Here is a 15,543-nt window from a genome sequence, read left to right on the forward strand (position 1 = left end):
CCTTCTATCTCTAAGCTGCCTAAATAGGCCGTCCGGCCGCCTGATGCTAGTTAAGAGGATGTTGATGACCGCCCAACCGCCCATCGCAGCGTTGAAACCGCACAGTTTTTCCTTTCATGGGCGGTCGGTGGAAGATCCCTATGCGTGGCTTCGCGATCCCACTTACCCCAAGGTCGACGATGCGGAGATCCTCTCCTACCTCAACGAGGAGAACGCCTGGTTCGAAGCGGCTATGCAGCCTCATGCGGAGCTGATCGACACGCTGTTCCAGGAGATGAAGGGCCGCATCAAGGAAGACGATGCCGGCGTGCCGCAGCGGGACGGCGATTGGGTCTATTGGTGGGCGTTCAAACCCGGCGCGCAATATCGGTTATGGTATCGCAAACCAGCATCCGGCGGCGACGAACAGCTCATCCTTGATGAACCCGCGGAAGCCGAGGGCAAGGAATATTTCCGGCTACAGGCGCTGGAGGTAAGTCCCGATGGGCGCCTCGCCGCATGGTCGGCCGACGATAATGGCGCGGAACGCTTCACGCTCCGTATCCGCGATCTGGCGACTGGCGAGGATATCGAGACCGTGACCGTCGTCGCCAATGGCGCGGTGGTGTGGAGCGCAGATTCGAAGGCGCTCGCCTATACCGAGGTGAATGACAATTGGCGCACCTATCGCGCCCGTCTGCACATTCTGGGGAGCGACCCCGTAAGCGATGTGACGCTGTATGAGGAAAGCGATGAGGGCTTCCGCGTCGCGCTCGGCCACACCCAGGATCGCCAATGGATCGTCGTCGCGACCGGCGACCATGAAACCAGCGAGGTCCGCCTGCTGCCCACTGCCGATCCGGCCGCGGTGCCGCTGTTGGTCAGCCCGCGCAAGGTGAAGCGCCAATATTCGGTCGACAGCGCCCATGGCAGGCTGTGGATCCTCACCAATGACGAGCATGTGAATTTCCGGCTGGCCAAGGCGACACCGGACAATCCGGGCGACTGGACCGAGGTGATTGCCGGATCGGACCGCCATTATCTGCGCAGCGTCACCAGCTTCGCGAAGCATCTCGTCATTCAGGAGCGGGAGGACGGCCTCGATCAGATCCGGCTGCGCACCTATGACGGCGAGGAAAGCCGCATTCCCTTCCCGGAGGCCAGCTATACCGCGAGCCTGGCGGCCAACCCCGAGTTCGATCCTCCGGCCTATCGGCTCGTCTACAGCTCGATGGTGACGCCGAATACCGTGTTCGATTTCGATCCGGCGGCGGGCACGCTCACCACGCTCAAGGTGCAGGAGATTCCTTCAGGCTATGATCCGTCGCTCTACGCCACGGAACGCCTGATGGTCGACGCGCGCGACGGGACCAAGGTGCCCGTCTCCGTCGTCTATCGCCGCGATTTCGTGAAGAATGGCGAGGGCAAGCTCTATCTCTACGCCTATGGCGCCTATGGCTTCGCCTATCCGCCAAGCTTCTCAACGCTCAGGCTGAGCATGCTCGACCGCGGCTTCGCCTTTGCGATCGCCCATATCCGCGGCGGCGACGATCTCGGCTATCGCTGGTATCTCGACGGCAAGGCGGAGAAGCGCTGGAACACCTTCCACGACTTCGTCGACGCGGCGAAGGGGCTGATCGCCGCCGATTTCACCAAGGCCGGCAATATCGCGATCAACGGCGGCTCGGCCGGCGGGGAGCTGATGGGCGTCGTCACGAATACCGATCCGCAGCTCTGGGGGGCGGTGGTGGCCGACGTGCCTTTCGTCGATGTGCTCAATACCATGCTGGACGACACGCTGCCGCTGACGCCCGGCGAATGGCCCGAATGGGGCAACCCGATCACCGATCCGGCCGCGTTCGATCTGATCCTGAGCTATAGCCCCTATGACAATGTCAGCGCGCAAGCCTACCCGCCGATGCTGATCACCGGCGGCCTCAACGATCCGCGTGTCACTTATTGGGAGCCGGCCAAGTGGGCGGCAAAGCTGCGGGCCACGAAAACCAATGACAAGACGCTGCTGCTCAAGACCAATATGGGCGCGGGTCATGGCGGCAAATCCGGCCGGTTCGAAAGCCTCCACGAAGATGCCGAAGCCTACGCCTTCATCCTGACGCAGGTGGGCGCAAGCTGATGACCTTCACCCTCGCCTTCACCGCGCAGTCCGAGGACATCGACGAACTCGGCCATGTGAACAATGCGGTATGGGTGCGGTGGATTCAGGATGTGGCCACGGCGCATTGGGTTGCCGTGGCCGATCCGGCCCATGTCGATGCCTATATCTGGGTCGTGACCCGGCACGAGATCGATTATCTGCGTGCCCTCGGCCCCGGCGAGAGCGCCACCGCGCACACCTGGATTCCCGATCCGCCAAAGGGCGCGCGCTTCGATCGCATGGTGGAATTCGTCGGGGAGGACGGCAAGCCGCATGTCCGCGCCCGCACCACATGGGCGATCATCGACAAAGCGACAGGCAAGCCGCTGCGCGTGCCGAAAGAGGTCGCGGAGCCGTTTCTGGCTTAGGCCTTCAATGCATCCAAAATGGCGCGAATGGCGGCCGGCGAGGACACGAAGTCCATGTGCCGGCAATCGACCTGAACATGACTGTCCGTTTCGTGCGGCAGCCCGCGCGCGCAGGCCGGCGCGACGATGCCGTCATTTGCCGACCACAAGGCAAAGGTCTTCATCGGCGGCTTGCGGGACAGTTCAACCTCCAGCGGCGGCCGATCAACCGGATGGCGATTGACGAACTCGTAAAGCTTCCACGCGCGGTTGGCGCGCGGATCGCCGGAAAAGGGGCTGCCGAGCGTGATGACGCGATCAACCAGATCGGGACGGAGCTTGGCAAGCTCGCGCGCATAAAGACCGCCGAGGCTCCAGCCGATGATCGAAATCGGCGTGCCTTCGCGAGTGGCGATCCGGTCTAGTCGGTCCGAGAGGCGCTCCAGAAGATCCGAGGTGGCGCCCCGATTCATGCCCAGGCCCCAGCCGTGCGGCGAATAACCGGCGATCTCGAGCATCTTGCGCAGTCGCAGCGTGAAGATGTCCCGCGCCATGAAGCCGGGGATCACCATCACCGCGCGGCCGTCTCCTTGATGGGTCGCGGCGATCCGGCGCGCGGCCTGGGCGGTGAAGGGGCGCGAGACCAGCGCCTGGCCTTCCGCCAGAAAGCGCAGCAGCGGGGGCACGCCGCTGTCGGCGGCCGGCGCTGTGACGGGATGATGAAGCGTCTGTGACATGGCGATGACAACGTAGTGCATCGCCTGAAGTTGCGGAAGGCTGAACAAGTGCCTGAAAAAGGGAGGCCCGTCCCATGAAGGAACGGGCCTTGCCGATCAGAAGTCGAAGTGCAGCCGGGTCGCGAAGGCGTCGCCCTTCGCGGTGGTGCCGTTGGTCGCAACCGGCGCCACCACCAGCGGCGAATTGAGACCCTTGAAGCGGATATAGTTGAACAGCAGCTTGGTATGCGGGTTGAGATACCAGTTGAGAGCTGCCGTGAAGGTCTCCGCCTCGCGCTTGAGCGGCGAGAGGCCGGTGTCGGTCACGTCCAGATTGTCGTAGCGCAGCGCGATTTCCCAGGCGCCCCAATCGCCGGTCAGCGGGTTGAAATCCTTGATCGGCTTCTGCCGGTCAATCACGCCATTCTTGATGACCCGGCTTTCGCCGGTCAGGAAGTAGCTTGCGAAGGCGTAGAAGCCGTCGAAATCGACCGTCGAGACATTGCCGTAGCGGTCGATGCTCAGATGGCCATATTCCCCCTGGACCGAGAAGGGCCCGAAGATTGCGGCCGCCTCGGCGCCGATATAGGTCGCATCCTTGGCACCGGTCTGCGGGCCACCGGCCGGCGCAGTGCCGGTGATCTGGGCACGGACAATCCGGCCGCCGTCGACACGAACATTGGGACGATCGCTGATGTCGAGCGTGTTGCCGTCGAAATTGGTGGCCAGGAAGGCCGAGGCGCCGACATGGATGACCTTGCCGGTGTCGAACAAGGGCTCCCACGTCACGCGACCGTTGAGGCTGTAGCCCTCATCGGGCGTCACGGAACTGCGCTGAACAGCCTCGCCGGTGCCGAACACACCCACCGTCGCGTTGAACGTGTCGCTCTGATACGCAACCGTCGCGCCTACGCGACGCTCGGCCGCCACCGCCCCGAAGGCGTTGGTGAACATGCCGCGTTCGAGGAAGGTATTGAAGCTGTCGGAGGTGTTGGCTTCGAGGCCATAGGGCGCCTTCTGCTGGCCCACCGTCAGCAGCCAGTTCTTGTATCCGTAGGACACATAGGCATCGAGCAGGTTGACCGCGCCCTTCACATATTCGGCTTCAATGCGCCACTTGAACGCCTTGAACGCTGTGCCATCGAAACCGAAGCGGGCGCGGCGAATGTCCGTGCCGTTGCTATAGTCATAGGCGCCGGCGCGCTCATTATAGCCCGCATAGTCGATCTGCAGCGTACCGCGCGGCTTGAAGGTGAAGTTGCCGCCCACATCCGCGAAGGTCGGCGCGGGAGCGTTGATCTGGACGCCCTTGGCCGCGCGGACCTCGACCTTTTCGACGCGGTCGGCGGTGGCCGTCGCCTGATCCTCAAGTTCCTTGTTGCGCGCTTCGAGCTTGGCAACCTTGGCTTCCAACTCGTTCAGGCGGTCGAGGACCGGATCACCTGTCTTGGCAACGCCGGTCGACGCGGCAGCGTCTGTCGCCGGAACTAGCGTGTCGAGACCTGAAGATTCTCCGTAGCCCTGAACCTGATCAGGGATCGCCCCCTCCGTCGATTGCGCACGGACGCCAGCAGGTGCCAGTGCGATGGCCGCGACGCCGGCCAACAGAAATTTCCGCATTCGAATTCCCCTTTGATCTCAGTCGGCCCGCTGTCGCCATCCCATGACTGAATTGTTACATTTTGTTGTCTTGTAGATGAAACGTGGCCCAGGCGCGCCAAATTGGCCGCCAATCTTTGTTTGAAGCACAGCCGCGCCCGGACGGCCGCAGCAACGCTTATCGTTTCGCGTCCTCGAAGATCTGGTCGAACAGTCCGCCATCGTTGAAGTGCGATGCCTGTGCGCGCTGCCAGCCGCCGAAGTTGCGATCGATGGTCAGCAGGGCCGTCTTGGGGAAGCGATTGGCATATTTCGCCGCAACCTGCGGATTGCGCGGACGATAATAGTTGTGGGCGATGATCTCCTGCGCTTCCGGCGTGTAGAGGTAGCGCAAATAGGCTTCGGCGACCTTACGGGTGCCGCGCTTGTCGACGACCTTATCGACCACCGCGACATTCGGTTCCGCCAGGATCGAGATGGAGGGCACGACGATGTCGAACTTCCCCTTGCCGAGTTGGTTCACCGCCAGGAAGGCTTCATTTTCCCAAGCGAGCAGCACATCACCCTGACCGCGCTGCACGAAAGTCGTGGTCGAGCCGCGTGCGCCCGAATCCAATACAGGCACATTGTGGAAGATCTGGGTCAGAAACTGCTTGGCCTTGAGGTCCGACCCGCCGAACTTCGCCTTGGCATAGCCCCAGGCCGCCAGATAGTTCCAGCGCGCACCACCGGACGTCTTGGGATTGGGCGTGATCACCGAAACGCCGGGACGCGCCAGATCGTCCCAATCCTGGATCTTCTTTGGATTGCCCTTGCGAACCAGGAAAACGATGGTCGAATAATAGGGCGCGCTGTTGTTGGGCAGCCTCGCCTGCCAGTTCGGTGCGATCACCTTGGCGCGCTGGGCAATCTCATCGATGTCATAGGCCAGTGCGAGCGTAACGACGTCCGCCTGCAAGCCATCGATCACGGCTCGCGCCTGCTTGCCCGATCCGCCGTGGCTCTGGCGGATGGCGACGGCCTGGCCGGTCTGCGCCTGCCAACGCTTGGCGAAATTAGCGTTGATCTCGCGATAGAGTTCGCGCGTAGGGTCGTAGGAAACATTGAGCAGTTGGATGGCGCCTTCGGCAGCCAGCGGTGCAATCGGAGTAATGGCAACGACTGCGGCGGCCAGTGCGCCGGCAAGCAAATAACGTCTCTTCACGTCTTGTCTCCCCCATCGGTAGAGAAACGTTTAGACACAATCATTTTGGTAGAGAATAAAGAAAATGCTTCACCGAAGCGAGCGGGACTTCTTGGCACGACCCGTTTCGCGTTAGGCTGCTGGAATGGTTGAAGACCGACGTCGCCACGCACCCGCCACGGCTCGCAATCGCGATCCGATTCTCGCCATACTTCGCGCCGAGCTACCCGAATCGGGGACGGTGCTGGAGGTTGCGAGCGGCACCGGCGAACATGCCGTGCATTTCGCCGGCGCACTGCCCGGCCTGATCTGGCAGCCGAGCGATCCCGATCTGGATGCCCTCACGTCGATCCGCGCCTGGGCGGAGGCCGCACGCCTCCCCAATCTGCGCCCGCCCCTGCTGCTTGATGCCGTGGCGGCCGACTGGCCTATTGCACAGGCCGACGCGCTCATCTGCATCAACATGGTACATATCAGCCCATGGGCGGCAACGCTGGGGCTGATGGCGGGCGCGGCGCGCATCCTGCCCGCCGGTGCGCCGCTGATCCTTTACGGCCCTTATATCCGCGCCGAGGTGGAAACCGCGCCCAGCAACCTCGCCTTCGACATGGATCTCAAGGTCCGCAATCCCGCATGGGGCCTGCGCGACCTCGCGGACGTTGCGGCGATCGCGGCCCCAGCGGGCTTGGCGCTGAAGCGGGTCGTTGAAATGCCGGCAAACAACCTGACGGTCGTCTTCCGGCGGGGCTGAGCCTCAGGCCGTCATCCCAAACGCGCGAGCGCAGCACCCAACCGTTGGGCCTCTGCCGAACGCTCGGCATGGTCGGCACGGGCCTTGGCCACCGCCTCGGGTTTGGCCTTTTCGGCAAAGCCCGGCGAGCCGAGCCGCTTGGCGAGCGCATCACGTTCCTTTTCCGCGCCCGCAATCGCCTTGGCGAGACGAGCCTTTTCGGCCGCGAGGTCGATCACGCCTTCAAGTGGCAGGACGAAGGTTGCCTCGTCGACCACCACCTGCGCCGCTCCGCCTGCCGGCGCCGGATCGGCGCTGATTGCGATGCGCGCCAGCCGGGCGATCGCAGCCGTCTGTGCCTCGAGCCGGGCTGTCGTTTCCGCGCCGGCATCACGGACATGCGCCACCAGCTTCGCGCCCGGTGGCACGTTGAGTTCGGAGCGCGCAGCGCGCACTTCGCTCACCAGCCGGATCAGCCAGTCGATCTCCTTCTGCGCCGCCGGGTCGATCGCGCGGGCATCGGCCATCGGCCATTTGGCGAGGATCAGGTCATATTCACGCGCGCCCAGCGCGTGCCACAGTTCTTCGGTGATGAAGGGCATGAAGGGGTGGAGCATGACGAGGATCTGGTCGAGCACCCAGCCGGCGACAGCCTTGGTCTCGTCCGCACCGGCCGCACCCTCGGCGAACAGCGGCTTGATGAGTTCCAGATACCAGTCGCAGAAGGTTGCCCAGGTGAACTGGTAGATCGTGTTGGCGCTTTCATCGAAGCGCAGGTCGGCGAGCGCGATGTCGAGCGCCTGCACCGTCTTCACCGTTTCGGCGATGATCCAGCGATTGACGGCAAGCTCGGCCGCTGGCGGCTCGATATGGGCGGACGCACCGATGCCGTTCGACTGGCAGAAGCGCGCGGCGTTCCACAGCTTGGTCGCGAAGTTGCGATAGCCTTCGACCCGCTTTTCATCGAGCTTGATGTCGCGGCCCTGGCTTTCCATCGCCGACAGCGTGAAGCGCAACGCGTCCGCGCCATATTGATCGATCAGCCCCAGCGGATCGACGGTGTTGCCCTTGGACTTGGACATCTTCTGCCCCTGGGCATCGCGGACGAGGCCGTGGAGGTAGAGCGTTTTCCACGGCACTTCTTTCATGAAGTGCAGGCCCTGCATCGCCATGCGGGCATCCCAGAAGAACAGGATGTCGAAGCCCGAGATCAGCACATCGTTAGGATAATGCTTGGCGAGCTTGTCGGTCTGGTCCGGCCAGCCGAGCGTGCCGAACGGCCACAACGCGGAGGAGAACCAGGTGTCGAGCACGTCGCTGTCGCGCCAAAGCGGGACTTTCCCAGCCAACTCTGGCAGGTCGCCTCCTTCTTCCGCCGGGAAGAAGAACTTAAACATTGCTTCCCGCGCATTCTCCACAAAGACGATATCGTCAGCCGCCACGCCGTAAAATTCGGCAGCAGCATCTTTTGCCGCAATTTCATCCTCAGCGACAAAGCACTGCGTCAGATTTACGTCCCCAACCGAACCTGTTTGCCGCAAAGAGACGGCCCCATCATCGCCCTTTGAGGGACCATACCAGGCCGGGATCTGGTGGCCCCACCAGAGCTGGCGCGAGACGCACCAGGGCTGAATATTCTCCAGCCAGTTGAACCAGGTCTTCTTCCAGGTCTCGGGCACAACGCGGATGTCGCCGTCGCGCACCGCCGCGATCGCGGGCTTTGCGAGCGTCTCGGCATCGACATACCATTGGTCGGTCAGCCACGGCTCGATGACGACACCCGAACGATCGCCATAAGGCGTCTGGATCGTGCGGGGCTCCGCGTCATGCTCATTGCCGTCCTTGTCGACGTGCGGGATCAGGACACCGGCTTCCTTCAGCCGCTCGACCACGAGCTTGCGTGCGTCGAAGCGATCCATGCCAAGGAACTCGGCCGGGATCAGCCCATCGGCCGTCTGGATCAGCTTCGCATCGGCATCGAGCATGTTGAGCATCTCTGCGGCACGGAAACCCGCGCGCTTGCCCACTTCGAAGTCGTTGAAGTCATGCCCCGGCGTGATCTTCACCGCCCCCGAGCCCAGCTCAGGATCGGCATGGGTGTCGGCGACGATCGGAATCAGCCGGCCAGTGATCGGCAAGCGCACCTTCTTGCCGATGAGGGCGATGTAGCGCTCGTCCTCCGGATTCACCGCGACGGCCATATCGGCGAGCATGGTTTCCGGCCGGGTGGTGGCGACGTTGATCGTGCCGGAGCCATCTTCCAGCGGGTAAGCGAAGTGCCAGAACTTGCCGGCAATTTCCTTGGTCTCGACCTCGAGATCGGAGATCGCGGTCTTGAGGCCTGGATCCCAGTTCACCAGGCGCTTGTCGCGGTACAGGAGCCCCTGATTGTAGAGATCGACGAACACCTTGAGGACCGCCTTCGAGAAGCCCTCGTCCATCGTGAAGCGCTCGTTCGCCCAGTCGCACGAGGCGCCCAGGCGACGGAGTTGGCCGGTGATGGTGCCGCCGCTCTCGGCCTTCCATTCCCACACCTTCGCGACGAAATCCTCGCGGCTGTAATCGGTGCGCTTCTCGCCCTTCGCGTTCATCTGGCGCTCGACCACCATCTGGGTGGCGATGCCGGCATGATCGGTGCCGACGACCCAGAGAGCGTCCTTGCCCTGCAGGCGGGCGTGCCGGATCAGGATATCCTGAAGAGTGTTATCGAGCGCATGGCCGATATGCAGGCTGCCCGTCACGTTGGGCGGCGGGATGACGATCGTGTAAGGCGCGGCATCGGGCCGCTCCGGACGGAAGCGGCCTTCGGTCTCCCAATGGGCGTACCAGCGGGCCTCGATGGCGGCGGGGTCGAAGGTCTTGGCGAGTTCGGTCATGGCGGGCGCTTTAGCGAGCCTCCCCCTTACCCGTCCACTTCTTCATCCAGCCGAGCGTTTCGCCATACCATTGCAGGCTGTTCTTCGGCTTCAGGATCCAGTGATTCTCGTCGGGGAACACCACCAGCCGCGACGGGATCTCGCGGCGCTGGAGGGCGGTGAAGGCGGCGATCCCCTGGGTATAGGGGATGCGGAAATCCTTCTCGCCGTGGATCACCAGCATCGGCGTCTTCCACGCGGTGACGTGGTTGACGGGGTTCCACTTTTCGAACTCGGCCGGGTTCTCGAAATAGGGGCCACCATGCTCCCACTCGTCGAACCACAGTTCCTCGGTCTCATAGGCCATGGCTCGGGCATCGAAGACGCCGGCATGGGTGACGAGGCACTTGAACCCGTCCGGCCAGTTGCCGGCGATCCAGTTCATCATATAGCCGCCATAGGAGCCGCCGAGCGCACAGCCATTGGCGGTATCGATCCACGGGAATTTCGCCGCGGTGGCCGCGACGCCCTTCTTCATGTCCTCGAACGGCTTGCCGCCCCAATCCTTGTTGATGCTGTCGGTGAAGGCCTGGCCGTAGCCGACGGAACCGTGGAAATCGACGAACACCGCGCCGAAGCCGGCGGAAGCCATCACGGCCGGATTCCAGCGATAGGACCATGCGTTGCCTAGAGTCGACTGCGGGCCGCCATGGACGATGTAAGCCAGCGGCACCTTCGCGCCCCTCGCGAGGCCGGCCGGCTTCAGCGCATAGGCCCAGACGGTATCGCCATTGGCGCCGGCGAAGCTGAAGCGGGTGGCTTCCGGCATGTCGACACCGGCGAGCCTGGCGGCGTTGACGGAGGTGAGCTTTACCGACTTGCCATATTCGTCGAGCGCGTAGAGGTCGGCCGGCGCGGTCAGGTTGTCGAGCGTGTAGATCGCACCATTGCCATTGACGGCCACGGCATTGACCGAGCCCTCGCCGGTCAGGCGGCGGACCTTGCCGCCGGCGACATCGACCTGGAAGATCGGTTTGTCGAAATGATCGCGGGCGGTGACGAGCAGGCTTGCCGAATTGGGCGCCCATGCGATCGATTCGACCGAGCGATCCCAGCCTTCCGTCAACACGCGGGTCTGGCCGGTCGCGATCTCGCGGAGATGGATGACGAGCCGGTCCGCCTCATAGCCCGCGCGCGCCATAGCCGCCCAGGCGAGCCACTTGCCGTCGGGCGAGACCGCGGGGAGATTATCGGTGCCCTGATTGCCCGCGGTCAGGTTGGTCGGCTTGGCCGAGCCGTCGGCGGGCACCGAGAAGATGTCCAGATTGGTAGAGAGCGATTCGATGCGTCCCGCTTCGCGCAGCGCGAAATAGACTGTCTTGCCGTCGGGCGCCCAGGCGACCTCCTCGCCCCCGCCCTGCGGCTTGGACGGGCTGTCGCCGACGAGGCCACCCATCAGCGACACGCCATTGCCGTCGGCCTTGCCGTTCACGACCGGCAGCACGAAGAGCTGCGAGCGGGTGCCATCTGCCCATGTGTCCCAATGGCGGACGAAGAGCTGGTCATAGACGCGGCCGGAGCCGGCATTCTCATCCTTCTTGACCATCGGCGGTTCGAGCGAGGGCGCGCCGGGCAGCTTGTCGGCCCAGACGAGCAGCTTGTCCCCCGTGGGCGAAAGCTGGAAGCCGGAAATGCCGCGATTGCCGCTCGTCACCTGCTCAGGCGCACCACCGGAGGGGATGCGCCACACTTCATTGCCGCCCGACTTGTCGGAAAGGAACCAGAGCGAGCCATCGGCGGCGAAGGCGGGGGCGCTTTCGTTGACGGCGGGCTCGGCCGCGAGCTTTTCGGGCGCAGCCTTCTTCGCCTTGAGATCGAGCCGCCACAGATCATTGCGGCCCTTGTTGGCGTCGAGATCGGTCTCGCGCTGCTGCCAGACGGCCCAGCGGCCATCAGGCGACACAACGGGATCGGACAGGCGCGACAGCCCGACCATGTCCTGTGCGGTGAGCGGGCGGGCGGCAACTGAGGTGGCGGCCACGGCGGAGGCGAGCGCGAGGAGGCTCGCGGCGGAAAGAATCTTCATGGGCGTTGGAATAGGCCAGTTGGGTGGCGAGCGGCAACGGCCAGGCGAAGTTGAGGAAGTTGAGGGTTGCCATTGCATCCTTCCACTTCCCGCAAAATGCCTGCCGATTGGGTGGTTAAGGCACGTTGGGAGGGGCGGAACATGGCAACAGAATATGCCGAAACCGCATCTGTAGGACAGCGACGAAAAGCCCCCGTTTACCAAGGCATATAACCTGCCAGCAGCACATACGCCTTAGATGAGGACGGATGTTCGGACGAATCCTTCTGCTGACGATCGTCGCCGGCGCGACGCTGGGATGGCTGCTGCCCGATGGAAGGAAAGGCGACAGTGACGCGCCTGGGACGCAACAGGACGCGGCGGTTGCGTCACAGGACGCGCCACCCACGCTACAGTCACGCGCCGCTCAGGCATCCCCGACGCCCCCGCCAAGCGACGGCTATGGCGGTCGCGAGGTGGTGATCGAGCGGAAGAATGACGGGCATTTCTATGTCGACGCGATGGTCAACGGCCAACTCGTCCGCTTCCTTGTCGATACCGGCGCGACGGGCGTGGCGCTGACCGCGAAGGATGCCCGCCATGTCGGCCTGTTCTTCAGCCCCAGCGAGTTCACCGCGGTCGGCCGCGGCGCTTCGGGCGAGGTGCGCGGCAAGCTGGTGACGATCGACCGCATCAGCCTGGGCCATATGGAAGCGACCAAGGTGCCCGGCGCGATCATCGACGACGGGCTGGACATATCGCTGCTCGGACAGTCGTTTCTGTCGCGGATCGGATCGGTGCGGATCGCCGATGACAGGATGACGCTGCGGTAGGTGGTGTACACTAAATCGGCGGCGTGGGCCGGAGATGGATCAATGACCGATATCAGCAGTCTTAGCCGCTCACTTGCGTTCTACGACTTACTAATTGCGGACTTTTTGTCATCACTCCATCATGGCGCGAAGCCGTTGAAATTAGGTGGGTCGATGAAGCCAAAACCATGGAGCATGAATGTTGGGGTGGGGATTGGATTGATCGTCGGCATGTTGGCATGGTGGAGCAGCTATGCTCCTGGCGCCGGCCTGTTCCAGAACCCGCAACTTGTGATCGTCCCTGTCGCCATAGGCATTGTGATCGTTACCGTTCGGAACAGGCGAAGGAAAGTCGGCCCATATGATCCTGAGCTGATCGCCCGGAACAAGCACGGCCGGGTGTAGCGGACGTCCGCTTTCACTCGATCGGAAAGAAAAGCGGTCTGTTCAGACCCGACGACAATGCGGACATTCTTCTCCCCTCCCTGAAAGGGAGGGGCTGGGGGTGGGTTCCGCCGAGGCACTCGGCGGTCTTTGCGAGGATTGCCTCGGCCACACCATCGGGACTGGCGAAAACCTCGCCGTTCCAGAAGCGGATGATGGTCCAGCCATTGTCCATGAGAAATTGGGAACGCCGCGCATCATAGTCCTCGGCGTCGAGGTGCTGGCTACCATCGAACTCGACCGCCAGCTTTACCGATCGCCAGGCAATATCGAGAATATAGGGATCGACCACCAATTGCCGGGTGAAGCGCGGCCGAAAGCGTGAAAGCCGCCGCCAGATCAGGCGTTCGGCTTCGGTCTGGCTATTGCGCAGGGCACGCGCATTGGCTGTCATATGCTGGGGCACCCGCGATATGAGACGAGGTTAGAGAGGCGCGCTTCGCGCGCCAACCCACCCCCAAACCCCTCCCTTTCAGGGAGGGGAGGAAGAGGGACTGATGACAGCCATCCCGGACAATCTGCCATCTCAACATTTGATACTGCCGCCGGAAACCTGACGTTGGCTCGGCCTCTGCTCGCCCCTACCACTACTCGCCGCCGAACAGCTTGATTTCAACAAGCCGGGTCGCGCGGCCGGGGCGCTGGCTCATCAGCAGGCGGACCTTGCTGGTTTCCGTTGTCGGCCATTGTGCATGCGTCACGCCGTTCGCGACGGGCTTGCCCGCGGGCACCGGCAGATCGCGCCAGCCGCCGCCTGTCCAGACCTGGAGACGCCAGGATTGGGGTGCGGCAAAGGACCTGCCGTCCGCAAAGAAGGCCAGTTCGGCCCGTGCGAGGGCGGTCGGCTTGCCGAGATCGACGACATACCATTGTTCGCCGCCGGCCGCGTCCGATGACCAGCCATTGGGGAGTTCGGGGAAGAACCAGACCCGCCCGTCGATCGCGTCATGGACATTTTCGGGATCGGTGCCGCTGGACGCCTGCCCCTTCGGATATTCGCCGCGGACGAGCTGGACGGCGCGGTTGATCGGGCGTGCATAGGCGGCCGCGGCCGCGCGGGAGACCGGAGCGGTGAGCCGGCCGAGAGTTTCGCGGCGGGCCACTTCCTTGCCGTCCACCTCGATCGAGAGGCCACGGCCGCGGCCGTAGTGGCTGCCGTCCTGATCCCATGTCACGGCGATCCGGCGGCCATGATAGGGCACGTCCTGCACGCGGAACCAGGCGAGCGCCTGGGGATCGCCGGCTTGCGGCAGCAGCGGGTTCACCTCCAGCACGTCATCCGCGCGAGGGCGGATGCCGACGAGGCCAGTGAGGATCAGATCGACATAGCCCGAGTGGAAATAATGATGGCTGCGATCGAGCCCGACGATCGGCTTGCCGGTTTCGGGATGATAATCCTCCTCCAGATCGAGGCGCTCGTTCTTTCCGGCACCCTGATAGTGGAGCGCGGTATATTGGCGGAGCAGCCGCATATAATCGCTGCGCGTCACCGGCCCCTGACGATCATAATGATCAAGCAGATTGGCCATGGCGGTCAGCACCTGCGTCGTCTGATAGGGCCAGATGGGGCCGTTCCACTGACATTCCGGGTCAGGCCCCAGATAGCGGTACTGACGCATATAATATTCGTAGCTCGCCTCGACCGTGCGCATCCCGGCCTTGCCAGCGAGCGATGCGGGCGAGAGGAGGTGGCGCCAGGCATCCGCATACAGGGCGTCGTCCGGCGGCAGATCGAACATCCAGGGTAGATAGCCGACCAGTTCGCGGGCGCGGATCGGCGACCAATATTTCACATGCTCATTATCGACCTGATAGCGATCGATGAAATGGCCAAGCTCGGGGCTCCACAAGGCGTCGAGCACGCGGGTGCGGAGCGCATCGGCGCGGGCGGCATATTCCCGGGCCATCGCCTTGTCGCCGGCCATGTCGGCGAGCTTCGCCAGCGCGCGGGCATTGGCGAACATGTAGGAATTGACCGAGGGGCGGAAGGAATCCCCTCCGCGGAAGCCATCCTTGCCGGCCGAGGCGTCGATCGACGACACGGTATATTCGGTGGCGTCCAGCAGCGGCTCGACGAAATAGAGGCCTTTGCTGAAATCGAACTTCTCGTCCCACAGGCGATAGATGTGGCGCATCACGGGCAGGTGGCGCAGCGCCGCCTCACGATCGCCATCGACGAGGAAGCGGCCATAGACCGAGTCCGCCATATGATCGGTGAAATGGCGGTCGTTGCCGCCGCGATACATGAAGTCGACATAGTCGCCGGCAAAGCGCCGGTCGTTCAGCCAGCGCCCTTCGGCGAGGTGGAAGCCTGTCGCGTCGTTGAGGCTGGCGAAGGGATGGCGCTGCCAAGGCACGTCATCCAGAAACTCGGTCGAGATATAGCCCTCGGCACCAAGATCGCGCTGGTGGGCGCGGAACAGCGACCAGCGATAATAATAGACCGCGTCGATCCGCGGATCGGCGGATTCGAAGAAGGGAATGCGATCCTGATACCAGGGCGCGTCATTGCCGAAGCGTTGGGTGGCGATGGCGGCCTTGTCCATCGCCGCGGGCGCCGCCGGGGCCGCCACGGGGGCGAGCAGCGACAGGATGGTCGCGGCTAGCATCACAGGCAGACGATGCTTCATTCCCGCTCTTTACCATCCGCAAAAGAAA

The 15,543-nt window shown here is 63.4% G+C and carries 12 protein-coding genes; 5 read left to right on the top strand and 7 right to left on the bottom strand.

Annotated elements, in window-relative coordinates:
* Positions 1-64 precede the first annotated feature (64 nt).
* Both ACFB49_RS12440 and ACFB49_RS12445 read left to right on the top strand, forming a co-directional pair.
* Positions 65-2,113, top strand: coding sequence for a S9 family peptidase (locus ACFB49_RS12440; protein WP_380871443.1), 2,049 nt, complete (start codon positions 65-67; stop codon positions 2,111-2,113).
* Complete coding sequence (locus tag ACFB49_RS12445) at positions 2,113-2,502, top strand: acyl-CoA thioesterase (RefSeq protein WP_380871445.1); 390 nt, start codon at positions 2,113-2,115, stop codon at positions 2,500-2,502. The genes ACFB49_RS12440 and ACFB49_RS12445 overlap by 1 nt, the downstream gene beginning before the upstream one ends.
* On the opposite strand, the gene ACFB49_RS12450 is transcribed toward ACFB49_RS12445, so the two are convergent.
* The 3 genes from ACFB49_RS12450 to ACFB49_RS12460 all read right to left on the bottom strand — a co-directional run bounded on the left by ACFB49_RS12450 (position 2,499) and on the right by ACFB49_RS12460 (position 6,000).
* Positions 2,499-3,239 carry an esterase/lipase family protein gene (locus ACFB49_RS12450; RefSeq protein ID WP_380871447.1) on the bottom strand — a complete coding sequence of 247 codons (741 nt, stop codon included), beginning with the start codon at positions 3,237-3,239 and terminating at the stop codon, positions 2,499-2,501. The two genes, ACFB49_RS12445 and ACFB49_RS12450, sit on opposite strands and share 4 nt — an antisense overlap.
* 75 nt (positions 3,240-3,314) lie before the next feature.
* Positions 3,315-4,817, bottom strand: coding sequence for a porin (locus ACFB49_RS12455; RefSeq protein WP_380871449.1), 1,503 nt, complete (start codon positions 4,815-4,817; stop codon positions 3,315-3,317).
* A 157-nt stretch (positions 4,818-4,974) separates the two neighbouring features.
* On the bottom strand, positions 4,975-6,000 hold the full coding sequence (locus tag ACFB49_RS12460; protein ID WP_380871451.1) for a sulfate ABC transporter substrate-binding protein: 1,026 nt from the start codon (positions 5,998-6,000) through the stop codon (positions 4,975-4,977).
* 124 nt (positions 6,001-6,124) lie between these two features.
* Between ACFB49_RS12460 and ACFB49_RS12465 the strand changes: the two genes are divergently transcribed.
* A complete protein-coding gene (locus tag ACFB49_RS12465) occupies positions 6,125-6,730 on the top strand; it encodes a DUF938 domain-containing protein (protein WP_380871453.1) in 606 nt (201 codons plus the stop codon).
* Between the two features lie 11 nt (positions 6,731-6,741).
* On the opposite strand, the gene ACFB49_RS12470 is transcribed toward ACFB49_RS12465, so the two are convergent.
* Entirely contained in the window at positions 6,742-9,585 is a 2,844-nt protein-coding gene (locus ACFB49_RS12470; RefSeq protein ID WP_380871455.1) for a valine--tRNA ligase, read from the bottom strand.
* A 10-nt stretch (positions 9,586-9,595) separates the two neighbouring features.
* On the bottom strand, positions 9,596-11,650 hold the full coding sequence (locus ACFB49_RS12475; protein ID WP_380871457.1) for a prolyl oligopeptidase family serine peptidase: 2,055 nt from the start codon (positions 11,648-11,650) through the stop codon (positions 9,596-9,598).
* A gap of 248 nt (positions 11,651-11,898) precedes the next feature.
* Between ACFB49_RS12475 and ACFB49_RS12480 the strand changes: the two genes are divergently transcribed.
* Entirely contained in the window at positions 11,899-12,462 is a 564-nt protein-coding gene (locus ACFB49_RS12480) for a TIGR02281 family clan AA aspartic protease (RefSeq protein WP_380871459.1), read from the top strand.
* Positions 12,463-12,504: 42 nt separating this feature from the next.
* A complete protein-coding gene (locus tag ACFB49_RS12485; RefSeq protein ID WP_380871461.1) occupies positions 12,505-12,846 on the top strand; it encodes a hypothetical protein in 342 nt (113 codons plus the stop codon).
* A gap of 13 nt (positions 12,847-12,859) precedes the next feature.
* Here the strand turns inward: ACFB49_RS12485 and ACFB49_RS12490 are convergent, their stop codons facing one another.
* Both ACFB49_RS12490 and ACFB49_RS12495 read right to left on the bottom strand, forming a co-directional pair.
* A complete protein-coding gene (locus ACFB49_RS12490) occupies positions 12,860-13,279 on the bottom strand; it encodes an endonuclease domain-containing protein (RefSeq protein WP_380871464.1) in 420 nt (139 codons plus the stop codon).
* A 193-nt stretch (positions 13,280-13,472) separates the two neighbouring features.
* Complete coding sequence (locus tag ACFB49_RS12495) at positions 13,473-15,515, bottom strand: glycosyl hydrolase family 65 protein (protein WP_380871466.1); 2,043 nt, start codon at positions 15,513-15,515, stop codon at positions 13,473-13,475.
* Positions 15,516-15,543 lie beyond the last annotated feature (28 nt).

Origin of the sequence: Sphingomonas sp. DBB INV C78, assembly GCF_042693015.1 — a bacterium.
GTDB lineage: Bacteria > Pseudomonadota > Alphaproteobacteria > Sphingomonadales > Sphingomonadaceae > Sphingomonas_E.